Genomic DNA, 25439 nt, shown 5'->3' with positions numbered 1-25439 from the left:
TAAGAAAAAAGGATTGATCAAAAGATCAATCCTTTACTCGACTTCATTTAAGAAAAATAACGTTATAACACCCGGTCCTGTATGTGCTCCAATTGCTGCACCAATTGTATTTACGATAAATACTTCACAGCCAAATCTATCAGTAATTAATGCTTTTAATGCTTCAGCTGTTTCTAAGTCATCACCATGAGTCATTGCGATTGTTTGACCTTTAAGTTCCTTTCCGCGCTCTTCCATTATATCGACAATTCGGCCAAGTACTTTCTTTTTCCCTCGGACTTTTTCAAGTGGTACAAGCTTTCCTTCTTCCACGTTTAAGATTGGCTTAATGTTTAGTAAACCACCGATAAATCCTGCGACTTTACTTAAACGTCCACCTCTCACTAAGTACTGTAAGTCAGCTACAGTGAAGATATGTTCCATATGGTTCATTAGAAAATCAACACGTTTTAAAATATCTTCTTTTGATGCACCGTCTTTCGCCATTTTAGCAGCTTCTAATACGACAAGCCCTTGACCGAGCGAAGCACATTTCGTATCAATAATTTCTAAATCCAAGTTAGCATATGTTTCTTTTACTTCCTCTTTAATGAGAACTGATGATTGATATGTACCAGACAGTTCAGATGAAAAAGCTAAATATATACAAGGATTACCTTCTTTTGCATAAGAAACAAATTTTTCCTGGAAAGTTTCAAGTGAAGGCAATGACGTTCTATAAACAGCGCCTTCTCTCATATTTTGCAATAATGTAACTGACTCTAATGTAACTCCATCTAAATACTCTGTTTCTGCTTCATCATAAACACGGAGTGGAATTAAATCAATATCATATGCTTGCAGCAATTCTACCGGTAAATCCGCTGCACTATCCGTAATGATTTTAACACCCATTTTTAAACCTCTATTCTGTTATAAATATAAAAAATATAAAATAAAAATAGTACTTTTAAATTATATACGTAAAACTTAAATGAAGAAAGGAAAACACTTTATATTGTATGCACTATTCTTCAAAACTTGAACTGATAATAAAAATCATGCCATTATAATCACTTTTTTCCTGATATTATATTCTATATAATAAGAAAATTACATTTTTTATAAAGGGGAGATATAAATGAGTATTCAAATGGCTACATCTAATGATTTAGAATGGATTAATAATCAATATGACTCAATAGGATTTGTACGAAGTGATTTAAAAAGAGATAAAGTTGCAATTATTACATACAACAATGAGTATGCAGGTATTGGACGATTAGTCCAAATAGATGAAGATACTTTAGAAATGGGTGGAATTTATATTCTTCCTCAATTTAGAGGGCTACAATTAGCTGGGGATCTTGTTTCATTTTTAGTAGAAACTGCGAAGAAATTACAAGTTCCAAATGTATATTGTCTTCCTTTTGAGGAATTAGAAAACTTTTATAAGAAATATGGCTATACTGAGGTCGATACTACGAAAGAAGTTGTTCATCCAATTATTCTACAAAAATATAATTGGTGTTTGGATCATTATGAAAAGCATGTTTTATTATTTAAGTTGTAAAGGTACCTAAAGTGAGTATATATAAATATTAATTATACTTTTCCACATAGATAATAACCCTACTTTATTTGGTCTACATCAGCTTCTACAAGATATACTATTACTACTTACGCTATCTTTTTCCTTAACCTTACTTTTGTATAAAAGATTAGTTTGTTTAAAATTACCTTAAATCGTATTTAAATAAACTAATCGAAACGCGAATTCCTATATAATACAATTAAGTAATTAAAAGGAGCGTTATTTATGATAGATGTAGTAAGACTCGTTATCTTTACTGTAGTTGCAATTGGTGCCATTATTAACATATACATAGAATTAAAAAAACCTAAAAAAAGTATATTCTCAATCGTTTTTTTATCAGTACTCTTAATTGGATCCTCAGGGTTAATTAAAAATATTTTATCTCAACTTTTATAATAGATTGATTAAAAATCAACCTCCCGTCAATAATGTAAGTAACATGATTGTATCTCTCCATTCCCCCTTTGGAGAGGAGCAGTTAGCTTTTGCTAACTGCTCTTTTATTTGAAAATACGATTTCATCTATTATCCACAAAATAAGTATCATACGCCTTATCAAAAACATATCCTAGTTTTTCAGCTAGTTTTGCAGATGTAGTATTCGCTGCATCCCAGTTTGGGTATATCTCTTTTTCTAAACAGTCCAAGATTAGTGCTGCACTAACTATAGTCGCTAACCCTTTTCTTCTATGATTGTAATTAGTCGCTACTTCAATTTCAATCCCGCTATCATAAATGCTATATGATGATGCACCGCATACAACTTCTCCTTTATACAAAACACAATATCTTATACCTCGGTTTATATAATCTTCAACTGATTGAAATTGACTTGTAAAATCTTCAGAGACTTTATGTAATGTAGAGTTATTTACAATATGTTCATCTATTTTTCTTAACTCGTATCCTTTTGGAAACATCGATAATTTCTTTTCGGCTCACAACCCACTTACACCCCATCCCTTCTCTATATGTTTTATCTCATACACATAATATGAGCGAGATATGAGAAAAGCTTGGATAATATAACTTTAACGTAGGAATATAGCTACCTACTCATCTCATTAATAATGAAATTACGCCAATAATGAGTAATAACGCATAAATTTCCCTATAAATACATATAACGATTTCATCTTTCATAAAAAAAACGTTATAATGAAGTGTAGCCTCTACGATTACGTTATAAAGGAGATTAAAACAATGGCTAAAATTAAAGTATACCAAGCAAAAGAAGAAAATATGGAAGCAGTAAAAAACATCATTGATGTTGAAGAACAAAATCCAACTGCTGAAAACTTACAAAATCTATACGCATGTGTATTAGATACTGAAGATATGGCATTGCCTGAATCATACATTGAAGAAGATATCTTAATTGATTCTATTGAAGTTATGGTTAACGCTTCTCAAAGCAAAATAAGAGACCTAGGTGCTTACGATGTAATCGAAGTTCAAAACAAAGGTAAGAAAACACAAATTTTATTATTAGCAGACGAAGAATACGAAATCATCGAAGGCTAATCTAAAACCGTACATACGAAAAAGCTCCTTTCCAATTGGAAGGGAGCTTTTTCATTACGCTTTAGATGTTTCGCTCTTTTTATTCTTTTGTTGTTTTTTAATTACCATGCGCTCATTTCCCATAAAGAAAATAAATATGAATGCTAAACCAGCTGGTACCAATGCCCACATAAATGTTTGGACAATTGAGCTAGAAAGAGCATCAATAATTTTATCTAATATTTGCGGTGGAATTTGAGATCTTGCCGATTCTGATAAAATAGCTCTTGAATCTCCTAAAGCGTTTGTATTCATTCCTCCGCTCATACCCTTAAATGCTTCTTCTAATTGATCTTGGAAACCTGTTCTTTGGATCATTCCGAAGATTGTAATACCAAGCGTCATGCCTAATGAACGAATAAAGTTACTCGTTGAAGTCGCAGACCCTCGCTGTTCCATACCAAAGTTGTGGATAGCCGCCATACTTAGTACAGAGAATGAGAAACCAACTCCAAATCCAATAATAATCATATACACTGTTAATAATACACGACTTGTTTCTGGCGTTAATGTGCTTAATAAGAATAGTCCAATTAGCATAATAACAGCAGAAATAATCATAATGTTTCTGTAGCTAAGCTTCGTCGTTAAAAATCCACCTAATTGCGCTGTTACAACTGATCCTAACATCATCGGTAATAGTAGTAATCCTGAGTTTGTTGCGGTACCACCGTATACACCTTGAATGAATAACGGTATGTACACAGTTGCTGACATAAACGCAGCACCGTAACATAATGCAATAATTGTACTCATTCCGAATAAGCGCTGCTTAAACATCTCAAATGATATGATCGGCTCTTCTACTTTTCGTTCAATAAAAATAAATGTAACAATTAAAATAGCGAATGCACCAAATAAACTTAAAATAAAGCTAGAATCCCAGTCATATTTTTGTCCGCCAAGCTCTAAAGCAAACATTAAACAAACTACTGCACCAACTAAAGTAATTGCACCAAACCAGTCAATTTTTTGCTTTCTATGAACTCGTGACTCTTTATAAAAGAATGTAATAAAAATAAGTGCTAAAATGCCAAGCGGTAAGTTAATGTAAAATACCCAGTGCCAGCTAATATAATCTGTAATATACGCGCCAAGCAACGGTCCAAAAATACTCGATAAACCAAATACTGCTCCGAATAAACCGCCCATTTTCCCGCGCTTTTCAGGAGGAAAAATATCAAAAACGATAGTAAACGCGATCGGCACTAATGCCCCGCCGCCAATACCTTGAATGGCACGATAAATACCTAACTGTGTAATATTTTCAGCAGTACCACAAAGTGCCGAACCAATCATAAAAACGATTAAACCAAAAATAAAGAATCTCTTTCTACCATACATATCTGATAATTTACCGAATATCGGCATGCCTGCCATTTCTGCGACCATATAGGCAGAAACGACCCATACAAAGTTTTCAAGACCTCCTAAGTCACCAACAATCGTTCCCATCGCTGTTACGACAATGGTATTATCCATTGATGCCATTAAAATACCTAGCAATAAACCCGCCACAACAAAGCCGAGCTTATTATTCTTCTCAACCATAACCCTGCTCTCCCTCGTACTACTTATATTTGTTTATGTTCTTTAACGACTGCATTACCCTTTTGATTAAAACTAGTATGATATTCTACAACACTAATTTCACACCCAGGGCCAATTGTAACGTTGTTTCCTCTCACTACTTCAGCAATCGTATGTTCTAAATAAATATCATCTCCTTCCACAATTGAAGTTTGGAGGTTTCCAACATGACTAATAAAAGGAAAAAATCTCGCTTTTTTACGAATCGTAATGTTTTTACCACCAATTTCTCTTACCTTACTTCCTTCATAACGAAGTGAGATTTGAATATTTTCAGCATTAAGTAATCCATCACTTTCAAGACCACCAGTTAATGATAAATCTTCTACTTCAATATTTCCCCTAACATTTAAAGCACCTTTTACATCGACAAAATCACCTGAAAACTTCCCCGCAATATCTATCATACCTCTAACTTTTGTTTTTTCAATATGTGCATCACCATGAATTTGTGTATTACCGTATACTTTTACATATTCTGCATCTACATTTCCTTGTACTTCACTATCTCCATACACAACATAATTTTTCACTTTCATATTACCCCGTACATCACTCGTGCCGTACGTTTTAAATTCATTACAGCTCATATCATTAGAAATCGTTCCTTCACCGCGAATCTTCACTTTATTATAATCTCCGCCTGCTGAATTACCGGAACCATTTACTGTGAGACTATGTGGATGTTCCATATTGCTTTCTCCCTCCCATTAAACCTGCTTAATTTCTTTTACATTTGCGCTTTTATCAACAGTTAGAACACCTGTATATTCAATGAGTTCAATCTCACAGTTCGGTCCTACTGTAATATTGTTTCCTCTTACCGTTCTTATGTGAGCATAATCAATATCAATATTGTCACCTTCTAATAGTTCAGCTTCTAACTGCAAGCCAAATACTGTTTTAAATAGCCTACTTAATGTACCTGATCTATGTCTTACTTTAATCGTTTGACCACCAATTTCTTTCGCGCGACATGTACCGTGAATATTAATATTTATTTCATCAGCACTTAATAATCCGCCAATTGTAAATTGTCCTTCTGAAGAAAAAGTATCCACTTCACAATTACCGTCAATTGTTGCTTGACCATTGACTTTAAATTCTTCACCTGTGACATTTCCGCCTATCGTACCTTTTCCTGCAATTTTCAAACTGTTTGCCTTTACATTTTGCGTAATTGTAGCTTTTCCATCAATTCGCATCGTTTCAGCATGAACTGTGCCATCGACTTTACCAGATCCGCTAATTCGTGCACTGTTACTTTTCAAATCGCCAGTAACTGCTCCGTAACCGTTACATTCAAATTGCTCACATTCGACATTTCCATTCACAGTTCCTTTTCCGTTTAATTGCACTTTATGAAACTCACCGCCATTCGATGAACCGTAACCATTTATAATCAAATTATCTGTACGCATACTTACTCCTCCATTACAACAATTTAGTTTTTAATGCTTCGGTATATTTCATAATCGCTTCGCGTAAAACAATTTTGGTGCCTTTTTCAAAAATTAAGTCGTCCACGTTTGAAACTAATAAACATGTAGAAATCCCTAACTTTCGAATAATGATTAAGTCACACGTTTTATGTTTCATTGCTTCATAATTTTCACGTAAAACTTGCAAGACCATTTTTCCTTCTTCTAAACTAATCTCTCCCGATTGTAGTAATTCTTCTAACATGTACACATAAAGAATATCTACAAATTGAAACTCCGCTGTTTTATTCGTTTGTTCTATGAAAAATTGTAAAACTGGTTCTGATGCAATCCCCTTACGTAAAATGTCTTCCTTCGTTAAAAGAATTTCCCTCACACTCGGCGAAAACATATTTGCTAGTTCATCAAGTGATAGATCCTCTTTCATCGTTTGAATTTTATCAATACGCTCTAATATCTTTTCTTTCGGAAAAAATGTTTCCTGACCCGTGAATGTAGACTTTCGTACAAACCAATCTTCCGGTATTAAATTTTTTCTTTTCCACCTATATAATTGTCCGTATGAAATACCAGTAAGTTCTAATAAATCTTTTTTTGAAATTAAATCTGTACTCAACTGTATAACACTCCTTCCTGATAACAATGTAACATAACACTGTTACGCTGTAAATAGACTTTTATCACAAGTAGCGTAACAATGTGTAAAACAATCCTATTTTACATACAAAAAGGCCCTTACACATCTCATAAAAAATGCATAAGAACCTTTATCTATCAAGGTTTAAACCATATTCTATAAAAATCAATCCACCCTTGTGAATTAATCATTATATTTTGTACTTTTTCATGAGAAGTTACTTGTTGTTTGTTACGGTATAAAGGAATTATATGAATGTGACGTAACAAAGTATCTTCAATTTCGCGTAACAGTGTAACTCTTTTCTCTACTTGTTCTTGTTTAAAATAAGGGGACAATGATTTATGAAAATCTACGCTGCTTTGCCCATGAATAAAACTGTTTTTTGTAAGAAACATATATAGCAAACTATCTTCTATTCGTTCGCTAATTGTTGCGCTATCATGCATTATATCAGCCTTTTGTATCGTACTTATTTCTAAAAGATCTTCTATTTCAAGAAAATTAGTTTCTACACGAACCCCGTACTTCGCACACTCTTTTTGTATCCATTGTGCATCTTCAACGTGATCTCGTCCTGTAAATGTATAAAGTTGTAGCACTTCATTATGATACGTACTTCTCTTAATTAAACTTTCGATATCTTCCTCAATTTCTACTATGCTTTCATTTGCTAATATTAGTTTCTTTGCCACTTCTCCACGTTCTCCGCCGAGTTCTTGAACGATTTTATCGCCATGAATAATTTTATATAGCGCTTTCCGAAACAGTTCATCTTGCATTGGCCCTTCTTTTACAAGATTACACGTTACATATGTCACATTCGATTCAAGCCGTGAAAGTTCTTTATTGAGATTTTCTTTATCTTTATACTGCGCCTTTACTAACACGTCATAAGTATTTACATTTTGCTCCACATTCAATAGTTCAATTCGGTCAAGAAAAGGTCTTTCACGATAATATAAATCATGTACTTCTAATGCAAATAAATGTGTATTCTTCTCTCGTAATATAAAAGGACCTGTACCTATGAAGTTTCCTGCTTCATCTTCAATTACGATAGAACACTGTTCTGCGCTTAGCATATGTAAAAACATCCTATTTACCGTATGTAATTGAATTTCAACAACAAATTCATCCACTGCACGGAAACTTTCAACATGTTGTAACATCCATGCGTGTGGGTTGTTTTCAGCTTTCATAAATCGATTCAATGAATGTATAACATGATGTGCAGTGAGTCGTTTTCCATTATGAAGACGAACGCCTTTTCGTAAATAAAAAGTCCATACCTTTTCAGCATCATTATATTCCCATTGAAAAGCAAGCCTTGGTTCTATAGAATTTGTTTCTTCATTTACATATACGAGTGTATCAAAAAGATGTTTAACCATATGACATTCTGAGCGCATCGTAGCGTAAACCGAATCTAAAGCGATGTCCAGGTTCATTTGTACTTGCAAACGAAGTACATCTTTTCTTCCTTCAGATGTCCGTTCTATTTGATGACCAAATATAGAATCTACCCAAGCTTCATACTCTTTCTTTATTGATGGAAATTGTGAGCTGTAGCGTTCTACAAATGAGATTCCACTTTTCACATCTCCTTTTTTCGTTAATTCTTTTCCTCTTTCTAAAATTAGTGGAATGGGTTGCTTTTGAAATATTAATTTAGAACGATTCCCTCTCCCGCGACCTGGAAACCAAGTGATCCAATGTAACTCTTCTAATTTTTTTATAATTAATTTACTATTACGCTCTGTACAAAATAATGTTTCTGCTATCATTTGTACGGTTACTTCTAATCGTTCTCCTTCTCGTCTCCCTTTACCGTAGACACACCATAGTTCAATATATTGATCTAAAATAAACATCATACTCCCCCTAAAAGGTGAAAAATAACCCCTTTTATTTCTACCCTTTTTCTCTTTCTCCTTTCATCTTATCATTTCAATATAGAAAGGAGGAATTAATATTGACCAATCTCTTACTACGTTATAACAAACCAATTATTATAAGAATGTGCGGCGAATTATTAACCCGAACAACAGAATCCATGTTAGCCATCATTATGATTATTTACGTTGATAAAATGTTAAACGGTAATATCATAATAACTATGCTTATTTTCGGATTACAACCACTTTCAGACATTGTATTTACACTAATTGCTGGTGGAATTACTGATAAATATGGACGAAAGAAAATTATGTTACTAGGATTGTTACTACAAGGTGTTGCAATCGGTAGTTTCATTTTCGCTCAATCTGTTTTTATCTTTGCATTATTATACGTTATAAATGGTATTGGCCGTTCCTTATATATTCCCGCTCAACGTGCACAAATTGCTGATTTAACAAAACATGGGCAGCAAGCAGAAATCTTCTCACTTCTGCAAACGATGGGAGCAATAGGTACTCTAATCGGTCCTTTAATTGGTACTATTTTTTATAAGACTCACCCTGAATATGTATTTATTGTGCAAAGCATTACACTTATAGCATATGCAGTCGTTGTTTGGACGCAGCTTCCAGAAACTGCTCCGGCAATGACAACACCAACGCAAAAGCTTGAAGTATCATCTCCAAAGCAATTTGTACACAAACATTACGCCGTATTTGGACTAATGATCACTACAATTCCTATTAGCTTTTTTTATGCACAAACTGAAACAAATTATCTTATTTTCGTGAAACATACACTTCCGGATTTCGATCGCATACTCGTTTTTATTACAACATGCAAAGCTCTTATGGAAATCACTCTACAAGTTTTCCTTGTAAAATGGTCTGAACAATTTTCTATGGCGAAAATCATACTTATTGCTTACACCTGCTTTACGATAGCTGCAATTGGCTATGGATTTTCAGCAACAATCTTGTCATTATTTTTCACATTACTCTTTTTAGTCGTTGGAGAAAGTGTTGCTTTCAACCATTTACTTCGATTCGTTTCAGAAATCGCTCCTACAAATAAACGTGGATTGTATTTTTCAATTTACGGCTTACACTGGGATGTATCTCGAACGTGCGGTCCTGTTATCGGTGCGGTTTTATTAAGTAAACTAAACGGCAGTATGCTATTTTATATTTGTGCTTGTTTCTTAACAATTGGAAGCATTATTCAAGTTCTTTTTGTTCAAAATTTAGAGCGTAAGAAAAAAAGAAAAGATATTCAAAAAGATGTTTTAGAGCATCCCCATCATATTTTATAAAAGGAAGTTTCTTATTTACACAAAAAAGGATGTCACATGGTCATCGATTTCGACTTTTGTGACATCCTTTTTTATTATCCTACCCTGCCATTTTATTAATACTATCCTCAGGTGAAAATACCGAAATATGATTTACCTTACCAGTCGATTTTGGAATAATGAATTTTAACTCAAACTGATTGTTTACTTTATATACATATATTTTATCTTCACCATTTCCTTTAACTGAAGTTGGTTTTCCTAATGCTTTTTCTATTTCTTGTAATGTAATTGATTTTAGTTCTGCATGATAGGAGCGTACATCAAAAACTTGTGATCCTTTATTAAAACCGAAGGAAACATTTTTATTTGTATAGGTAGCGTACATTCCATTTCCTGCTTGTTCCGTTTTATCTGCTTTCCCCCACGCTTTTTCTATTTCTTCAATATCTCCTGTATGCGCTGCAAACGGAACATTAGGTACTTTTCCTTCTTTCGCTAATTCAAACAATTCTTTAACGTGGTTAATTGATTTTTGATTGATTATTGTATCTTTCGTGCTTGGATCTGGCTTTGCTTTTGTTGATCCTTCATTATTTGATTTTTCATCAGGCTCTTTCTTTTCTTCAGAAGTATTATTCTGTTCATTTTTACTATTTTCCGTTGTTGGATCTGTTTCCTTTTTTTCGTCCGTTCCTTTACATGCTACTAATGTAAAAATGCATGTAAAAGCGAGAAATAACATACCTATCTTTACATACACTCTCATACATTTCAGCCCCCTATCATAATCTGATTCATTTCGATAACCAATCCATTACATCTCTTTTCAAATTGTGTTTGTTCCAAAAAGTAAATACTTCACTCTCGCCCAATGCTTGTGCAACATATTCTACAAAAGCTGTTCCTAAAAAATAACCGAGTCGGTTGTACCCAAAATATTGTCCGCCAGATAACCGAAACCACTCTTTCTCTTTTTCAAACGTCCATCCTTCTATATAATCTTTCAAAAAACGTTTCTTTATTTGTTCTTCATTTTCTATTCAATATTGTAACCAACGTTCACCATCATCGTCATATGAGTAATACACTGATTCATTTAAACCTTTCACAATTTGCTTTGATACATATGTTGCAACACCTTCATGATACAAATTAACTGCCGCATCGGTCCACTCAGCTTTCTCCCAATCCATTCCATTATTTTGTAACATAACATTATGATATATATGCCCTATTTCGTGAGCAACAATAACACGAAGATGATTCAAATCTGGAGATAATTTTTCTACCGCAAAAAATATATCTCCCATGATCTCCCTCTCTACGAATGCATTAGATCCAAAAGCTCCAACAAATATGTGGAATTTCATATTTACATCAAAGCTATATTCATTACGATATTTATTCGTTATCTCTTGAATAATAGTCGGTAATGTTTCTGCAATGATACGAATATCTTCTATTTTTGCAGGATATAGATTAATGGCATTAGAAAGACGTTCTTTCGTTTTAGGACAATGATACTTAAAGTATTCTTCAAATATCTCTGGATACGAAGTGAAGTATTGATTGAGGACTGCTAATTCTACGTCGTTGCTTTCCCATAATTTTAAAAAACTTGGAATTGTATTGTTTATCATTTTTCCATCTCCTTATATATCCCTTCTCGCCAATTACACTACAATCCTGCCTTAAATATAGAAAAAGCAACAAAGAAAGATGAGCTTTCTTTGTTGCTTTTTCTGTTTAATCAAACCATCTATCACCATCAGAAATCCATTTACCATTTTGTAAATCATAACATTCTTCATCGTCATGAAAACTAACGTAAGAGGGTAATGTAACATTCATACCACCAGCTTTATTCCAGCATGCCACAAACCATTCTACTATAGTCTTCGTTCCAATTTCAGATAACTTCTCATCATTTTTTTCGTAAAAATCCCAAAATTCATCAGATTCTTCATCACTGAATGTATAATATGTAATGTCATCCATTACATTATAGCTACCAGAAAAAATTCCTTTATCAGTCCCTTCATAAAAAACTTCATTCGCTTCTCCATCCATTGAAAACATAACGATAGACAATTCAAGTGAATGAACAAAAACAGTAAAATCTAATAAATCTATTTCTTTATAATAATTAAGCTGTGTTGTTACTTTTAACCTTTCGATCAAATCAGAGGATTTTGCTTCTAATCCTTTTATTAAAGAATTTTTATAGTTCTCAATCGTAAACAAATACTTCACTTCCTATTCATATCATATGTTTATCAAGATATATAAAAATTATAGCAAAGGTTTTGTATATTTTGCTTTAGAAAATAAAAAAAGCTGCCCAAAAAGGACAGCTTTACATATGTATTTTTACACTTCGATTGACTTTCCATCTTCAACAATATGATAAAGTAAGTGAGCTAAATGATGAATTGGACCATACTCTTCCTCTTCTTCATCTGTTTCACCTTGGAATTCAAGATCGTTTAAGTATAGTGCTAAAAATTGATAGTATAGTTTTAAATCAAATCCGTAGCACGCAGTTGGTTCTTCATGATCTCCTTCATATTGTAGCATTAAGTATTGATCATTTCCTTCTGCATCTTCTGCGTCAAAGAATACGAAGAATCCAACGTTTGTATCTAAATCAAATAGATGACGAGTACCTTTTTCTGTTGCTTTATTGAAGTCCTCTTCACTTAATTTATGTACTGTTGTCGCTTTTGCATTATCTTCTTGATGGAAATTTACTGTAAATGTTTTCAATGCTGACACCTCCTGATTGTATAATACTAGCATAACATATAAAAAGGACTGCTTACAAATGTAAACAGTCCTTACATTCATTTTCGCATTGCTCGCAATAAGAAGCTTACGATGAAGATTAAAATAATCGCACCGATTAAAGCTGGAATAATTGCATATCCGCCGATTACTGGGCCGAAACTACCAAGTAATTTCCCACCAATCCAAGAACCAATAATACCAGCAATAATATTACCAATTACACCACCAGGTACATCCTTGCCAGTAATTAAACTAGCTAACCATCCTAATATACCACCAACGATTAAAGACCAAATCATATGATAACCTCCTTTATATTTCACCAATCAAAATATAATTAGAAACAATTGCTTACCATTAGTTATGCTACATTTTTCATAAGTTATTCATACAGCTCAACTATTAAATTATTTCAAAATAATGAACAACTAGTTTTTGGATTAGTGGTGGAAACCCTTCATATTTCTCCTATTATGGGCAATCAGGCTTCAATATTGTACGCATAAACTCTTCTTTAAATGCAGGATAGTTAAAACCAACCGCAATTCTTTGTATTGGCCGATCATCAAACCTTGTTGGCTCAGCGATTTTTCTAAAGTCAGCCACACTTTGCCCTCTTGTTACATCATTTGTCGTACTAATCCAAACTGCAGATTTTTTATATTCAAAAATATCATCATTTATAAATGAAATGAACGGAAGCAAATCGTGAATCGGACTTCCAGCAATACCAGGGTATTCTTTTTTATAAAAATTCTCATAATAAAAATCAATCATTGGTTTAATAAGCTTTGCCTGTCCTGTTCCTTCTTTATTAATAATATCCACCATTTCAGGCGTAATTAGGGCCTGTTGCGTTACATTTAATGGATAAATAGTCGCATTCTTTGCGTACTTCATTACAATATTTGCAGCAATTGGATCTCCATAAAAATTTGCTTCCGATACAGGAGTAACGTTACCAGGAAATAAAAACGCACCGCCCATAATATAATACGAACATATTTTATCCATTACATTTGGATATAATAAAAATAATGTTGCCAATGTTGTTAATCGTCCTGTCGCTACGATAATAATATCTTCTGGACAAGGCTCAATTAATTTAATTAATTCACAAAAATTTTCCCGTTTACAAATCCTCATTTCAGGTGGAATAATGGGGCCTAGGCCGTGTTCTCCATGAATTTCAGGAAAAAACAAAGGTTCTTCAGCTGTCATCGGTCTTGCTGCACCCTCAATGATCTTTATTTCTGTAGCATAGTATCTTTCTAAAAAATACACATTTTCCGTTACGATTTCTCGCGATACATTTCCATATTCAGCAACAATACCTATAATATCTAATTTACATGTTTTATTTGCATAAATTAACGCCACAGCATCGTCAATACCAAAGTCTCCAAAAAAGATGATTTTCTTATTAACTATCCTCACCCCTCTTCAGCATAATCTACTATTATTATTATGTAAAAAAGACAAGGCTGTGAAACAGTGCAAACTAAAAAAGCCGCCTATTTATTGGCGACTTCGATCTTTTTATAAGATAAATATGCTAATACATTCTTACTTGAATCGTATTTTGGATTATTTCCTTTTCTCGGTTCTCTCATATGTGTTTTTTCAAATCCAGGAATATCTGGCATTTTCTCCATAAATTCAAGCATTTCTTCTTCAGTTCCTTCAATACGTACGCGAATCATTATTACTTTTCCTCAATTCTCATTTTCTCTGTACTAAGTATAACGTACTTTGAAAAGACTGCAAGGAATTTATCTTTTTAATGTCCCGCTTTTTTTACATATAAACAATGCCATTTCAGTATAAAACGATATAATTTTATTATTTTCATATTGAATGTTAAAGAATTCTTGTATTTCAAGTGATGTTTTCATCATACATTCTGTTAACTTCGCTCGTTTTTGCAAAGGTACATCCATCATATCGCACCACCAGTCAAATTCAAATTTCTTGTCAAAAGTAAGACATGACAGCATTTGCAAACTATTTTTTTCTAACAAGGTAATCCATTCTGTTTTTTTCAACGCTCGTTCATGACTCGGATCCCGCTTTTTTTCTATAAAATTATAAAATGTATCGTATTCATTATTTTCCGGTGAAACATTATCTATTAAAATAAACAATCCATTATCTTCTAACGTCCGATTTACTTCATAAACAAACTGAGCTGGATTCGTAAAATGATGTGCTGCAATTCGGCATGTTATCACATCAAATGAACGATCAGAAAACGGTAAACTTTCAGCATTTCCAGCGACAAAAGATACATTTTCATGTCCATTACTTATAATAAAGTTTTTCGCATTCTCTAACATTTTTTCTGTTAAATCTAAGGCAACTACTTCTTGAAACAATGGAGCTAATACATTTGCAACATGTCCTCCGCCAGTAGCAACATCAAGAAGACGATTATTATGACGAGACTCAACTTGTTGAACTACATATTGTAAATCCGGTCCTTTAGCATGAATTTTACTTTTTACATACTTCTCTGCATTATTACCAAACTGTTGTTTCACAAGCTCTTCTTTACTCATTTTATCATCTTCTTTCTATTGTTATTGACATATAGAATTCATATAATAATTAAAGTTCTCTTTATGTATTTTCAAATCCTCTTTTCAGCTCACTTCTTATCATGCTGTCCTATCATCAACATAAAATCGATTTTCCGTTTACATATAAAACAAAAAAGGCTACGGGAACTTGTCCCCTAACCTGACTAAATATCAATTACATTTTTACTTTTTCATATACATCTATATAATATAAATCCTCTTTCAACTTCATAATAACGTCTACTTCGTTATAAGTAGCCTCACGAGCATGTAAACCAAATTGATCCATACCAATCCATATCCATCCAGGTGTATGATAGAGAACATCTATGTTAAAATACTCTAATTTAGTAAGCTCCGATTTAATAAATTTATCTTTATTAGCTATTTGTTTATCTATTAAACCATATTCTTTTCCATTTTCCAATAGCGATATCATTTTTCCTACAATCGGGTGTTCACGAACAATAAAGTGATATTCCTTTTCCTCCACATTCGCCACAATTAAACGAGAATCAGATAAATCAGCCTCTAAATTCGACATCTTTATTTATTCACCTCCTTTATGAGTTTCATAAACATAATAACAAATGAATATTCAAATAATATTCAAATAATATTAATATAATGTAAAAAATAAAAAAGCTGACTTCCCTTTAGAAATCAGCCTTTATAGTTTAATCATCTGTATACTTTTACAAACTATTATAATGTTTCTTTTTCCTCATCCTTTCCAGAAACTAAATTCCCAATAGCATCTGCTGTTACTTCCACCACAAATTCACAAATTCCTGCTACAACTTCTCCAATCACTTCATCCATCATTTTTACCCCCTTATTTTATGTAACTTATTTGTAGTATAGAAGAGATTGGTTATTTTTAACTATCGGAAAACGTGACAACAACATTACAGTTTTGTAAGCTTTTTAATTTGTTTCGCTTCTATACTTTGAAACTTCAAGTATGATTCACAAGCATATAGGTCATCATAATATTAAGTGAATACTAATTTTGCTAGAGGAGGCGTGTAAAATTTACTACGTAAAATTAATTAAAGGTCAATCCTTCTATGCTTTTAATCATCGTTTCTTAATGTCTGAAGAAGAAGAGGTATCCGAGAAAGTTTATAACTACTTACGTCGTAATGAATTTTTTGAAGTACGTAAAGAAGAATATTCTGCTTAATTACAAAAAGCATCAAGAAAAACCTCACTTTATTGTGATATTTTCTTGATGCTTTTTTATGAATTACTCCTTTTCAATAATTATTGTCGACTCTATTAAAATATTCCATTATTTGTCCAAGCCATTCGATTGCTACTTTCATATTTTAGTATATGAGGAGGTGACGAATATGACTCATATCATTGATTACCAAGCTACTCAACCTATAAGTAAAACGGGTGAAACCACTTTTGCAATCCCAGCTTCTCCAAATAAAGCAATTCTAGCAAATTTGAAAGTAAGAATTTCAAGTAGAGATTCACGTAATAATCGAGTAGAATTAATCGCTACAATTGGTGTAGAAGGTATATCTGGGACTTCACAAGTTTTATTCCGAATTTTCCGTGATAACTTCGAAATTTTCAATGCACAAGCAGGTATTGAATCTACAGATTCTGAGCAATTCTACACTCAAACATTTCAAGCTATAGATCAAAATGTTAGCAGTGGCACACACGAATATTCATTAACTGTAGAAAACCTTACTAGTGGTGCAAGCGCAGAAGTTGTTGGTCCTCTATCTTTTAGCGCTTTAGCTATTGGACAAGAGCGTAAATGCTGCTAAGTGAATCTAATGTTTAATTTTGCAATTGAGAAAAGCGAGACATAGTTATATGTTCTTGCTTTTTTATTTTTTTGATAAATCAAAAAGATTGAAATCCGCTGATGAAACACGTAATATAGACTCTGACTCTAAAAAAGTTCGTTACTAATAATACATAAAATAAGGAGGTTTTATATACGAGTTTTTCATTTTAAAAGACGGAGAGGTTTTATATTATGTGGCGTAATAAAAATGTTTGGATTGTTTTAATCGGGGAGTTTATTGCTGGTCTAGGGTTATGGCTTGGTATTCTTGGTAACCTTGAATTTATGCAAAAATATGTCCCTTCTGATTTCATGAAATCAGTTATATTATTTATCGGACTATTAGCTGGTGTTCTAGTTGGTCCTATGGCAGGTCGCATAATTGATCAATATGAAAAGAAAAAAGTTCTTCTTTACGCCGGGTTTGGTCGTGTTATAAGTGTTATTTTTATGTTTTTCGCTATCCAATTTGAAAGTATTGCCTTTATGATTGCATTTATGGTTGCTCTTCAAATTTCAGCAGCATTTTATTTCCCTGCATTACAATCTGTAATCCCGCTCATCGTACGTGAGCATGAGTTATTACAAATGAACGGTGTACATATGAATGTAGGTACAATCGCTCGTATTGCAGGTACTTCACTAGGTGGAATTCTTTTAGTGGTAATGAGTTTACAGTATATGTATGCCTTCTCAATGGCAGCGTACGCTTTATTATTCCTCTCAACTTTCTTCCTACAATTCGAAGATAAGAAATCAACAACACCAAGTAAACAAGCGGCAAAAGATAATAGCTTTATGGAAGTATTTCGTATTTTAAAAGGAATTCCGATTGCTTTCACAGCACTTATATTAAGTATTATCCCTCTATTATTTATAGCAGGATTTAATTTAATGGTAATTAATATTAGCGAAATGCAACATGATCCAACGATTAAAGGATTTATATATACAATTGAAGGTATCGCATTTATGTTAGGTGCCTTCGTTATTAAACGTTTATCGGACCATTTCAAACCTGAAAAGTTACTATATTTCTTCGCAGCTTGTACCGCTTTTGCACATCTATCATTGTTCTTTAGCGATATAAAATGGATGTCTCTTACATCATTTGGTTTATTTGGTTTTAGTGTCGGTTGCTTCTTCCCTATTATGTCGACAATTTTCCAAACGAAAGTGGAAAAAAGTTATCACGGCCGTCTATTCTCATTCCGTAATATGTTTGAGAGAGTGATGTTCCAAATCGTTTTACTCGGTACTGGTTTCTTCTTAGATACGATTGGATTGCAATATATGGTTCTAATCTTCGGAGTTATTTCATTATTAATTATTTTTATATCGCTATCTAAACAGAAACAGTATGAAAAACAACCGTCGCAATCTGCGAATTTATAACATAATTAAAGAAGCATGGATTTAGTAGTATTAAACTAATCCATGCTTCTTTGTTTTATATAATCTTATTTATTACGTTTATTAAAATTATTAAAAGAAGTAAACACTCTTACCTTCGAATACATTATATAAACTATTATCTACAACAAGGCGGTGTAGGAATGTCTGATGGTATGCAATTATTTATTATCTTTATTTTTGTAATAGTTATGTTTAGCATCCTAAACTTTTTAGCCATTTTCCTTTCTAAGCATAACTTTAAAAGAAGAATTGTCGCAGGTTCCATATTTTCACTACTGACTCCCCTTGTCTTTTTGACTACCACAGCATTCGCTTCTATATTTGATAAAGCTGGATTTGGCGCAGGTACATTAGCCTTTATTGTTGCAATTGTATATATTTCAAATGGAATAATGGTCCTACTTTCCTCTTTATTTTTCCTCAAAAGAAACATAACATAAGCTACAGTACTCAGCATGAATCTAACTTTGTACTAGATTCATGCTTTTTCAATTCCCCCTGAATTTTTATATGAAATTAAATAATTCTTTATAAAAATTTAAACTTTTTTTATTACAATATTCCTATCGTATTCGCACGTTTATTGAAAGTAAAAAGAAAGGAGTACAAAATGAAAAAGGTTCTATTACTTATTCCATTATTCATTATACTACTCAGTGGATGTAGCAATAATGACATATATGGTACTTGGGAAGTCGTTGACAACAAAAATGGTCTTTGTCCTGTATCGTATAAATTTGAAACAGTTGTAAAAGAAGAAAAGAAAGAAAAAATCATTCAATATTTAGTAGAGATGCAAACAACAAAGAAAAAAGAAGATTTATATAAAGGTTCATTTGTAAAAGATTCAAATGTATATCACATTGATTATGGTAACTCATTTACATCGGATCAAACTTTACAAGTTGTCGATGGCAAATTAAATGTATACTTTTATGCAGTGGAAAAATTATGTACATATAAAAAGAAATAATTACACTTCATATCAAACGCAGAAAATGTTTTCTGCGTTATTTTGTATTCCATCTCTTTAACCTCCCTCTAAATTTGTCAATCGTTTTAATTTTCATAAAAAAATGATAAAATGTACTCATGTGTTTTCAGAATAATTAAAAACGCAGAAAGAAAACACTGTTTTTAGGAGGGGTTTTGATGACTTACACGTTAGCAACTAGAATGAAAGCATTCCAATCTTCTATATTTAGTGAATTAGGGGCTTATAAAAAAGAAAAAATTGCAGCAGGTCACAAAATGATTGATTTAAGTATCGGGAATCCTGATATGCCACCTGCTGATTTCGTAAGAGAAGAAATGGTACATACAGCAAATCAAAAAGAAAGCTATGGATACACATTAAGTGGTATTCAAGAATTTCACGAAGCTGTAACTGAATATTACAACAACACTCATAATGTTATATTAAATGCCGATAAAGAAGTTTTATTATTAATGGGGTCACAGGATGGACTCGTTCATTTACCTATGGTTTATGCGAATCCGGGAGATATTATATTAGTTCCTGATCCAGGATATACAGCTTATGAAACAGGAATTCAAATGGCTGGAGCAACATCTTACTACATGCCTTTAAAGAAAGATAATGATTTCTTACCTAACTTAGAGCTAATTCCTGAAGAAATTGCAGATAAAGCGAAGATGATGATTTTAAACTTCCCAGGGAATCCGGTTCCAGCAATGGCTCATGCAGATTTCTTTAAAGAGGTAATTGTATTCGCGAAAAAGCATAATATTATTGTTGTCCATGATTTTGCTTATGCTGAATTTTATTTTGATGGTAATAAACCAATTAGCTTCCTCTCTGTACCTGGCGCTAAAGAAGTTGGCGTAGAAATCAACTCTTTGTCAAAAAGTTATAGTTTAGCAGGTAGTCGTATTGGATATATGATTGGAAATGAAGAAATTGTTCGTGCGCTTACCCAGTTTAAATCCAATACAGATTACGGAGTGTTTTTACCAATTCAAAAAGCGGCATGTGCTGCACTAAAAAATGGCGCTGCTTTTTGTGAGAAAAACCGCGGTATTTATCAAGAACGTAGAGATACTTTAATCGATGGGTTCAAAACATTTGGCTGGAATGTCGATAAACCAGCTGGTAGTATGTTCGTTTGGGCTGAAATTCCGAACGGCTGGACTTCTATAGATTTCGCATATGCATTAATGGATCGTGCGAATGTCGTTGTTACGCCAGGTCATGCATTTGGACCTCACGGAGAAGGCTTTGTACGTATTGCACTCGTTCAAGATAAAGAAGTGTTACAACAAGTTGTTGAAAACATTAGAAATAGTGGTATTTTTTCTCTTGAAAAAGCAGAAGAATTAGTTAAAAATTAATTGCAACTCCCCTGCTTAACTGTAGCAGGGGTATTATTTATTGGAGGTACTTTCATATGCATATTAAGGACACTCTTCCTCATCGTTATCCATTTTTAATGATTGATAAAGTAACAAATGTAAAACAACGCGAATCCGTTACAGGATATAAACTCATTACAAATAATGAGTGGTTTATAAATGATAGTCAAAAACATATGCCTCATATGTTAATTGTAGAAGCACTTGCTCAGCTTAGTGCATTTGTACATACGAGTGACTCTGAAGGACTAGGCTTTCTCTCCTCTTTAGATGGAGTTGTATTCCACGGAAAAGCATATCCTGGTGATAAACTTGATTTACATTATGAGCTAACTCGCAATCGCCGAGGTTTTATTCTAGGTAAAGGCACCGCAACTGTTAATAATCAGCCGATTGTAACGATAGAAAAGCTATTAATATATCAAGCTGATTAGAGTGTTCCTTACATTAGTTGAGAGTATGATTTAACACGAAAGCATATTACGTAGTTAGGAGCAGGTAAATGGAACGTACTATCGGTATCGATGCTGGAGGAACATTAACGAAAATTGCTTATTTGAACGAAAAAATGCAATTAGCTTTTGAAAAGTTTTATTCAAATGAACAAAATAAAATAATAGATTGGCTTAAGCAAAACACTGGTAAAAAACAAATATGTATTACAGGTGGTAAAGCAAAACAATTACAGCAACTACTTTCAAACTCATATAAAATAGTAGAACTAAATGAATTTGAAGCTACTCTTATAGGCGTCCGATACATTTTAAAAGAAGAGAAGTATGATATAAACAACTTTATTTTAACAAATATCGGCACAGGTACTTCTATTCATTACGTTTATAATGACCAATATATTCGAGCTGGCGGAACTGGTGTTGGCGGTGGTACTATTATGGGACTTTCAAAATTGTTAACAAATCTAGAGCATTTTGAAGATGTGATCCCTTTAACAAAAGTAGGTTCTAGAAAAGAATTAGATATTACAGTTGGTGATATTTATGGCGGTATTCGCTCCCCTATTGATAATAGTTTAACTGCAAGCAATTTTGGTAAAGCCGCTACTATAGAATCAAATTATAATAGCTCAGATATACTTGCTACTGTACAAGGACTCGTCGGTGAAGTCGTTACTGCATTAAGCCTTCAATTTGCCGAAACAAAAAACATTGACCATATTATTTATATTGGTTCGACTCTATGTAATAACATACATCTTCAAAATATTATTAGTAGCTACACAAAATATCAAAATAAAATACCTATTTTTTTACAAGATGGTGGTAATAGCGGTGCGATTGGTGCTTTACTTCATGTTGCGAATAAAAAAAGCTGACTTTTGTCAGCTTTTTTGCAACGGTACTTCAAATTCAATAATTGATTCCCCGTTCTCTCCAATTCGCTCTACACTAATTCTATCAATTACACATTGTAACTTTTGAGGGAAACTATGAATTTCCTTAGCTACTTCAGCTGCTAACTCCGCACTTTCTTTTCTCCCGACTGTTACATGCGGTATGTATGGAATATCTTCTTTTAAAAATTGGATTAAAGGTCCTGTATACAGCAAGTCATGTAGTTCTTCTATTTGTTCTTTCCCTCCCTCAACTTCTAAAAACAAATAGTTTCCTACACTAGTGATACGATTTGCAAACTCAATTTCAATTTTCCCTACCCCTTTTGATAAATTCAAAATATGAGATTTTAATTCATCATTTGAAATATTACTCTTAAATGGAAATACGATTGTTATATGCGGTGGAATTAATCCAAATAAAGGATCATGTTTTTGTCTAATGTCCTCTATTTTATCGATGGACATGTTATTTAGAAAGACTAAAATAGTACGCATTTTTATCCCTCTACTTTCCTCTCATTTTAATATGTATCGTATTCTATGATAGCCTTGAACATCAACAAATTATTTTGCTTACATGTAAAAATAAAAACTTCTCAAACGAGAAGTTTTTATTTAGCATGATTACTAGTCCCACGCAAAACTTTCCTAAACTTTATATAACAAGCAATTCTCCAAGGAATAATATACGATACTGCAACGACGTAAAATAATAAACCTATCGTTTGTTGATCTAAATTAGCAATATATTTCCTTGAACCATACCTTAAAACGACAAGTGCAATAAAAGTAATTAAAAAAGCTGCACTTTTTTTCGTATAAATATTCCCATCGTCCCTTCGTTCATAATTTGTTAATACTATAAGCGGCACAGCAAAAAGTACCCCAATGAATACCGCTATAACTACTTGTAATATAGCTGGATGTACGGGACCAAAAAACCATACAACACCTGGTGTTAAAAATAATAACGGCCATAAAATACCTTTTCCTGATCCCTTTATTGGCTTATGCATGGAGCGATAACGACGCCAGAATATTAATAGTGCAATCCCTAAAAAGACTGTAATGAGTGAAGATGTGTCTCCCATTTACTATCCTTCTCTCTATAGTAATCTAATAATATTTCAAATCGTTTTTTCGAATGATACTTTACGAATAAATATACTACTAGTTATGATATAAAGAACAGTTAATCCAATTGAAATAACAATAAAATACGGTATATCTACTAAAGATCCATCACTCGTAAATAATAAACCGGTTACCCCTGCTTCTCCATAAAGTACACTATTTGTTGATAAGAAAAGGGTCCCACCAATCATAAGACCGATCCACTGAAATCGTTGTTTAAAAACTACTACCACTTGAAAGAAACATGCTGTTGTAACATAAAATAAAAAGTGCAAAATAAATTGTTGTACCGATTGCTCTCCAAAACTAACATTTACTAAATTATATTTTATATCTTGTAACAGCATAACTTGAAGAAATGAAAATAATGCAGATTGCAATACGATATAACAAATTGCCCCGATAAAATATTGTATTCTCGTTACACCGAATGAAACTGCTAAACGAAATAGCTCATCTTGTATGATGAAAACACTCCCTACTATAAATAACATAATTGCTATTGAAGGATTATTTATAATTTCGGGTAAATAACCAATGTTCGCTCCATTTAAATGAGCAGCATTTAAAGCCCCTTTTATTAATAAGGCTACAATCCAAAATATTAAAATTGCTTTATAATGAAAATTAATATGTAACTTTAACTGCTTCATTAATATCGTCATTTCACTTCACCACCAGTTATGTGAATAAATAATTTTTGTAATGTTATTCCATCAACTACTAATCCTAATTTTTCAATAGAGTCATAATCTTCATTAGACAATTCTTCCCATATAACAGCAATACCCTTATTTCCATAAACTTCTCGATTTAATACTTTTTTATCGATCAAGAACTCGTCCACTTTATCCTTTTGCCCTGAAATAATCTGAACTTGTTGTAATAAATCTTCCACCAATGATTGAACAACTAATCTTCCTTCTTTTATGATGATCACATCTTCAATCACATGGGTTACTTCTTCTACTAGATGTGTTGATAATATAATAGTTCGTGGATACTCACCGTAATCTTCTAGGAGTAGACTATAAAATAATTCACGATGTGCTGCGTCTAAACCTGTAGTTGGTTCATCAAAAATAGTAATTGGTGCCCTGCTTGCTAATCCTTGAATAATTCCAACAACTGTTTGCATACCGTGTGATAGCTTATGATATTTCACTTTCATATTAAGCTGAAATTTATTAGCGAGTTCTTCAGCATACTTTCCATCCCAGTTTTTATAAAACATGCTACACATCTTAAAAATATCTTTTACTTTATAACTGAAATGTGCTTCTTCTTTCACTCTAACAAAACAAATATTTTGCATTGCTTTACTATTTTCAAAAACATTTTCACCAAATATTGATATGCTACCACTACTTGAAGTAATTTGGCCTGCAAGTAAATTTAATAGTGTCGTTTTTCCTGCACCGTTTCTACCGAGCAAACCATATATTTTGTGCTCTTCCAATGAAATCGTTACTTCATTTACCGCTACATTCTTTTTATATTTTTTCGTTACATCTTTCGTTTCAAGTGCAATCATTCCTCTTTCCCCTCCTTCGTAATTTTTTGAATCATATCCATCAATTCATCTTTTGATATTTCTAATACTTTTGCTTCTTCCCATACTTTAGGTAAGTATTCGGTCATAAAAGTATTTTGTCTTTTTTTAAGTACGACTTCTTTCGCTCCCTTTGCAACAAACATCCCGATCCCTCTCTTTTTATATAAAATCCCTTCATCCACTAATACGTTTACCCCTTTAGCTGCAGTAGCTGGATTTATTTGTAGCATCTTTGCAAATTGATTTGTTGATGGAACTTGTTCTTCTTCAAGCAATATGTCTTTTAAAATATCAGATTCAATCGTTTCTGCAATTTGTAAGTATATTAATTTATTTTGCTCCAGAGTAGGTTTCACAATTTCACCACCTTAGGTTCTTAGGTTCATTACTTATGTAATTAACCATACCACATAAACATATTTAT

Annotated in this window: 31 protein-coding genes and 2 pseudogenes; 12 read left to right on the top strand and 21 right to left on the bottom strand. The window is 32.7% G+C overall.

The annotated features are described in order from the left end of the window. Positions 1 to 33: 33 nt before the first annotated feature. Positions 34 to 894 carry a DegV family protein gene (locus ACTFRN_RS19760; RefSeq protein ID WP_000538285.1) on the bottom strand — a complete coding sequence of 287 codons (861 nt, stop codon included), beginning with the start codon at positions 892 to 894 and terminating at the stop codon, positions 34 to 36. A 226-nt stretch (positions 895 to 1120) separates the two neighbouring features. Here ACTFRN_RS19760 and ACTFRN_RS19755 point away from each other — a divergent pair, with 226 nt between their 5' ends. After that, complete coding sequence (locus tag ACTFRN_RS19755; protein ID WP_000027222.1) at positions 1121 to 1552, top strand: GNAT family N-acetyltransferase; 432 nt, start codon at positions 1121 to 1123, stop codon at positions 1550 to 1552. Between the two features lie 246 nt (positions 1553 to 1798). Further along, positions 1799 to 1972 carry a hypothetical protein gene (locus tag ACTFRN_RS19750; RefSeq protein ID WP_046647385.1) on the top strand — a complete coding sequence of 58 codons (174 nt, stop codon included), beginning with the start codon at positions 1799 to 1801 and terminating at the stop codon, positions 1970 to 1972. Between the two features lie 122 nt (positions 1973 to 2094). On the opposite strand, the pseudogene ACTFRN_RS19745 reads toward ACTFRN_RS19750, so the two are convergent. Then, positions 2095 to 2502: pseudogene (locus tag ACTFRN_RS19745) on the bottom strand (GNAT family N-acetyltransferase); the annotation flags it as partial. Positions 2503 to 2779: 277 nt separating this feature from the next. Here ACTFRN_RS19745 and ACTFRN_RS19740 point away from each other — a divergent pair. Next, on the top strand, positions 2780 to 3100 hold the full coding sequence (locus ACTFRN_RS19740) for a hypothetical protein (RefSeq protein WP_001062732.1): 321 nt from the start codon (positions 2780 to 2782) through the stop codon (positions 3098 to 3100). A gap of 54 nt (positions 3101 to 3154) precedes the next feature. On the opposite strand, the gene ACTFRN_RS19735 is transcribed toward ACTFRN_RS19740, so the two are convergent. The 5 genes from ACTFRN_RS19735 to ACTFRN_RS19715 all read right to left on the bottom strand — a co-directional run bounded on the left by ACTFRN_RS19735 (position 3155) and on the right by ACTFRN_RS19715 (position 8682). Next, on the bottom strand, positions 3155 to 4690 hold the full coding sequence (locus tag ACTFRN_RS19735) for an MDR family MFS transporter (RefSeq protein ID WP_074615083.1): 1536 nt from the start codon (positions 4688 to 4690) through the stop codon (positions 3155 to 3157). A 23-nt stretch (positions 4691 to 4713) separates the two neighbouring features. After that, positions 4714 to 5421, bottom strand: coding sequence for a hypothetical protein (locus ACTFRN_RS19730; protein ID WP_000400895.1), 708 nt, complete (start codon positions 5419 to 5421; stop codon positions 4714 to 4716). Positions 5422 to 5439: 18 nt separating this feature from the next. Beyond that, positions 5440 to 6150, bottom strand: a complete 711-nt coding sequence (locus ACTFRN_RS19725; RefSeq protein ID WP_001258377.1) for a bactofilin family protein — start codon at positions 6148 to 6150, stop codon at positions 5440 to 5442. Positions 6151 to 6163: 13 nt separating this feature from the next. After that, positions 6164 to 6787 (bottom strand): YhbD family protein, encoded by a 624-nt coding sequence (locus ACTFRN_RS19720; RefSeq protein ID WP_000102249.1) that lies wholly within the window; start codon positions 6785 to 6787, stop codon positions 6164 to 6166. A 158-nt stretch (positions 6788 to 6945) separates the two neighbouring features. Continuing rightward, positions 6946 to 8682, bottom strand: a complete 1737-nt coding sequence (locus ACTFRN_RS19715; protein WP_088106728.1) for an SgrR family transcriptional regulator — start codon at positions 8680 to 8682, stop codon at positions 6946 to 6948. 101 nt (positions 8683 to 8783) lie between these two features. Between ACTFRN_RS19715 and ACTFRN_RS19710 the strand changes: the two genes are divergently transcribed. Further along, positions 8784 to 10022: an MDR family MFS transporter gene (locus tag ACTFRN_RS19710; protein WP_049122796.1), complete on the top strand. Its 1239-nt coding sequence runs from the start codon at positions 8784 to 8786 to the stop codon at positions 10020 to 10022. 79 nt (positions 10023 to 10101) lie between these two features. On the opposite strand, the gene ACTFRN_RS19705 is transcribed toward ACTFRN_RS19710, so the two are convergent. The 9 genes and pseudogenes from ACTFRN_RS19705 to ACTFRN_RS19665 form a co-directional block, all read right to left on the bottom strand. Continuing rightward, positions 10102 to 10770: a YjgB family protein gene (locus ACTFRN_RS19705; protein WP_001267137.1), complete on the bottom strand. Its 669-nt coding sequence runs from the start codon at positions 10768 to 10770 to the stop codon at positions 10102 to 10104. A gap of 28 nt (positions 10771 to 10798) precedes the next feature. Then, positions 10799 to 11644, bottom strand: a pseudogene (locus tag ACTFRN_RS19700) (aminopeptidase). Positions 11645 to 11750: 106 nt separating this feature from the next. After that, positions 11751 to 12248 carry a hypothetical protein gene (locus ACTFRN_RS19695; protein WP_000494144.1) on the bottom strand — a complete coding sequence of 166 codons (498 nt, stop codon included), beginning with the start codon at positions 12246 to 12248 and terminating at the stop codon, positions 11751 to 11753. Positions 12249 to 12374: 126 nt separating this feature from the next. Further along, positions 12375 to 12770, bottom strand: coding sequence for a hypothetical protein (locus tag ACTFRN_RS19690; RefSeq protein WP_000847587.1), 396 nt, complete (start codon positions 12768 to 12770; stop codon positions 12375 to 12377). A 77-nt stretch (positions 12771 to 12847) separates the two neighbouring features. Beyond that, positions 12848 to 13090 (bottom strand): GlsB/YeaQ/YmgE family stress response membrane protein, encoded by a 243-nt coding sequence (locus tag ACTFRN_RS19685; RefSeq protein ID WP_088106729.1) that lies wholly within the window; start codon positions 13088 to 13090, stop codon positions 12848 to 12850. Between the two features lie 172 nt (positions 13091 to 13262). Beyond that, positions 13263 to 14228 (bottom strand): nucleoside hydrolase, encoded by a 966-nt coding sequence (locus ACTFRN_RS19680; RefSeq protein WP_074568082.1) that lies wholly within the window; start codon positions 14226 to 14228, stop codon positions 13263 to 13265. A 77-nt stretch (positions 14229 to 14305) separates the two neighbouring features. After that, positions 14306 to 14494: a DUF3970 family protein gene (locus ACTFRN_RS19675; RefSeq protein WP_000621879.1), complete on the bottom strand. Its 189-nt coding sequence runs from the start codon at positions 14492 to 14494 to the stop codon at positions 14306 to 14308. Between the two features lie 69 nt (positions 14495 to 14563). Then, the gene (locus ACTFRN_RS19670) at positions 14564 to 15349 is read right to left on the bottom strand and encodes a class I SAM-dependent methyltransferase (RefSeq protein ID WP_000031340.1); all 786 of its coding nucleotides are present in this window, start codon (positions 15347 to 15349) and stop codon (positions 14564 to 14566) included. Between the two features lie 196 nt (positions 15350 to 15545). After that, on the bottom strand, positions 15546 to 15914 hold the full coding sequence (locus ACTFRN_RS19665; protein WP_074568081.1) for a hypothetical protein: 369 nt from the start codon (positions 15912 to 15914) through the stop codon (positions 15546 to 15548). A gap of 489 nt (positions 15915 to 16403) precedes the next feature. Here ACTFRN_RS19665 and ACTFRN_RS19660 point away from each other — a divergent pair, with 489 nt between their 5' ends. The 8 genes from ACTFRN_RS19660 to coaW all read left to right on the top strand — a co-directional run bounded on the left by ACTFRN_RS19660 (position 16404) and on the right by coaW (position 22305). Further along, positions 16404 to 16556, top strand: a complete 153-nt coding sequence (locus ACTFRN_RS19660) for a YqbF domain-containing protein (protein WP_073541767.1) — start codon at positions 16404 to 16406, stop codon at positions 16554 to 16556. Between the two features lie 169 nt (positions 16557 to 16725). After that, positions 16726 to 17160 (top strand): exosporium protein ExsC, encoded by a 435-nt coding sequence (gene exsC, locus ACTFRN_RS19655; protein ID WP_016717751.1) that lies wholly within the window; start codon positions 16726 to 16728, stop codon positions 17158 to 17160. Between the two features lie 215 nt (positions 17161 to 17375). Then, complete coding sequence (locus ACTFRN_RS19650) at positions 17376 to 18578, top strand: MFS transporter (protein WP_000269241.1); 1203 nt, start codon at positions 17376 to 17378, stop codon at positions 18576 to 18578. A gap of 161 nt (positions 18579 to 18739) precedes the next feature. After that, entirely contained in the window at positions 18740 to 19039 is a 300-nt protein-coding gene (locus ACTFRN_RS19645) for a hypothetical protein (RefSeq protein WP_041184518.1), read from the top strand. A 170-nt stretch (positions 19040 to 19209) separates the two neighbouring features. Continuing rightward, the gene (locus ACTFRN_RS19640) at positions 19210 to 19572 is read left to right on the top strand and encodes a hypothetical protein (protein WP_014893639.1); all 363 of its coding nucleotides are present in this window, start codon (positions 19210 to 19212) and stop codon (positions 19570 to 19572) included. 179 nt (positions 19573 to 19751) lie between these two features. Beyond that, the gene (locus ACTFRN_RS19635; protein WP_124878415.1) at positions 19752 to 20951 is read left to right on the top strand and encodes an LL-diaminopimelate aminotransferase; all 1200 of its coding nucleotides are present in this window, start codon (positions 19752 to 19754) and stop codon (positions 20949 to 20951) included. 56 nt (positions 20952 to 21007) lie between these two features. Continuing rightward, positions 21008 to 21406 (top strand): 3-hydroxyacyl-ACP dehydratase FabZ family protein, encoded by a 399-nt coding sequence (locus ACTFRN_RS19630; protein ID WP_000547666.1) that lies wholly within the window; start codon positions 21008 to 21010, stop codon positions 21404 to 21406. Positions 21407 to 21474: 68 nt separating this feature from the next. Next, positions 21475 to 22305, top strand: a complete 831-nt coding sequence (gene coaW, locus ACTFRN_RS19625; RefSeq protein WP_074568078.1) for a type II pantothenate kinase — start codon at positions 21475 to 21477, stop codon at positions 22303 to 22305. Positions 22306 to 22311: 6 nt separating this feature from the next. Here the strand turns inward: coaW and ACTFRN_RS19620 are convergent, their stop codons facing one another. The 5 genes from ACTFRN_RS19620 to ACTFRN_RS19600 all read right to left on the bottom strand — a co-directional run bounded on the left by ACTFRN_RS19620 (position 22312) and on the right by ACTFRN_RS19600 (position 25371). After that, positions 22312 to 22821, bottom strand: coding sequence for a 2'-5' RNA ligase family protein (locus tag ACTFRN_RS19620; protein WP_074568077.1), 510 nt, complete (start codon positions 22819 to 22821; stop codon positions 22312 to 22314). 116 nt (positions 22822 to 22937) lie between these two features. After that, on the bottom strand, positions 22938 to 23417 hold the full coding sequence (locus ACTFRN_RS19615; RefSeq protein WP_074568076.1) for a CcdC family protein: 480 nt from the start codon (positions 23415 to 23417) through the stop codon (positions 22938 to 22940). 36 nt (positions 23418 to 23453) lie between these two features. Further along, positions 23454 to 24125 carry a DUF4052 family protein gene (locus ACTFRN_RS19610; protein WP_000153894.1) on the bottom strand — a complete coding sequence of 224 codons (672 nt, stop codon included), beginning with the start codon at positions 24123 to 24125 and terminating at the stop codon, positions 23454 to 23456. Further along, entirely contained in the window at positions 24122 to 24994 is an 873-nt protein-coding gene (locus ACTFRN_RS19605; RefSeq protein ID WP_000560927.1) for an ABC transporter ATP-binding protein, read from the bottom strand. The genes ACTFRN_RS19610 and ACTFRN_RS19605 overlap by 4 nt, the downstream gene beginning before the upstream one ends. Further along, positions 24991 to 25371, bottom strand: coding sequence for a GntR family transcriptional regulator (locus tag ACTFRN_RS19600; RefSeq protein WP_000805193.1), 381 nt, complete (start codon positions 25369 to 25371; stop codon positions 24991 to 24993). Before ACTFRN_RS19600 ends, ACTFRN_RS19605 begins: the two co-directional genes overlap by 4 nt. Positions 25372 to 25439: the final 68 nt, after the last annotated feature.

Source organism: Bacillus cereus group sp. MYBK245-2 (assembly GCF_051916145.1).
GTDB lineage: Bacteria > Bacillota > Bacilli > Bacillales > Bacillaceae_G > Bacillus_A > Bacillus_A pacificus.
This window is presented reverse-complemented; position numbering and strand designations above follow the sequence as displayed.

Coding starts and splice junctions, on each gene's coding strand:
- ACTFRN_RS19760 (WP_000538285.1), bottom strand. CDS start 894: ATGGGTGTTAAAATCATTACGGATAGTGCAGCGGATTTACCGGTAGAA.
- ACTFRN_RS19755 (WP_000027222.1), top strand. CDS start 1,121: ATGAGTATTCAAATGGCTACATCTAATGATTTAGAATGGATTAATAAT.
- ACTFRN_RS19750 (WP_046647385.1), top strand. CDS start 1,799: ATGATAGATGTAGTAAGACTCGTTATCTTTACTGTAGTTGCAATTGGT.
- ACTFRN_RS19740 (WP_001062732.1), top strand. CDS start 2,780: ATGGCTAAAATTAAAGTATACCAAGCAAAAGAAGAAAATATGGAAGCA.
- ACTFRN_RS19735 (WP_074615083.1), bottom strand. CDS start 4,690: ATGGTTGAGAAGAATAATAAGCTCGGCTTTGTTGTGGCGGGTTTATTG.
- ACTFRN_RS19730 (WP_000400895.1), bottom strand. CDS start 5,421: ATGGAACATCCACATAGTCTCACAGTAAATGGTTCCGGTAATTCAGCA.
- ACTFRN_RS19725 (WP_001258377.1), bottom strand. CDS start 6,150: ATGCGTACAGATAATTTGATTATAAATGGTTACGGTTCATCGAATGGC.
- ACTFRN_RS19715 (WP_088106728.1), bottom strand. CDS start 8,682: ATGTTTATTTTAGATCAATATATTGAACTATGGTGTGTCTACGGTAAA.
- ACTFRN_RS19705 (WP_001267137.1), bottom strand. CDS start 10,770: ATGAGAGTGTATGTAAAGATAGGTATGTTATTTCTCGCTTTTACATGC.
- ACTFRN_RS19685 (WP_088106729.1), bottom strand. CDS start 13,090: ATGATTTGGTCTTTAATCGTTGGTGGTATATTAGGATGGTTAGCTAGT.
- ACTFRN_RS19675 (WP_000621879.1), bottom strand. CDS start 14,494: ATGATTCGCGTACGTATTGAAGGAACTGAAGAAGAAATGCTTGAATTT.
- ACTFRN_RS19670 (WP_000031340.1), bottom strand. CDS start 15,349: ATGAGTAAAGAAGAGCTTGTGAAACAACAGTTTGGTAATAATGCAGAG.
- ACTFRN_RS19665 (WP_074568081.1), bottom strand. CDS start 15,914: ATGTCGAATTTAGAGGCTGATTTATCTGATTCTCGTTTAATTGTGGCG.
- exsC (WP_016717751.1), top strand. CDS start 16,726: ATGACTCATATCATTGATTACCAAGCTACTCAACCTATAAGTAAAACG.
- ACTFRN_RS19650 (WP_000269241.1), top strand. CDS start 17,376: ATGTGGCGTAATAAAAATGTTTGGATTGTTTTAATCGGGGAGTTTATT.
- ACTFRN_RS19645 (WP_041184518.1), top strand. CDS start 18,740: ATGTCTGATGGTATGCAATTATTTATTATCTTTATTTTTGTAATAGTT.
- ACTFRN_RS19640 (WP_014893639.1), top strand. CDS start 19,210: ATGAAAAAGGTTCTATTACTTATTCCATTATTCATTATACTACTCAGT.
- ACTFRN_RS19635 (WP_124878415.1), top strand. CDS start 19,752: ATGACTTACACGTTAGCAACTAGAATGAAAGCATTCCAATCTTCTATA.
- ACTFRN_RS19630 (WP_000547666.1), top strand. CDS start 21,008: ATGCATATTAAGGACACTCTTCCTCATCGTTATCCATTTTTAATGATT.
- coaW (WP_074568078.1), top strand. CDS start 21,475: ATGGAACGTACTATCGGTATCGATGCTGGAGGAACATTAACGAAAATT.
- ACTFRN_RS19620 (WP_074568077.1), bottom strand. CDS start 22,821: ATGCGTACTATTTTAGTCTTTCTAAATAACATGTCCATCGATAAAATA.
- ACTFRN_RS19615 (WP_074568076.1), bottom strand. CDS start 23,417: ATGGGAGACACATCTTCACTCATTACAGTCTTTTTAGGGATTGCACTA.
- ACTFRN_RS19610 (WP_000153894.1), bottom strand. CDS start 24,125: ATGACGATATTAATGAAGCAGTTAAAGTTACATATTAATTTTCATTAT.
- ACTFRN_RS19605 (WP_000560927.1), bottom strand. CDS start 24,994: ATGATTGCACTTGAAACGAAAGATGTAACGAAAAAATATAAAAAGAAT.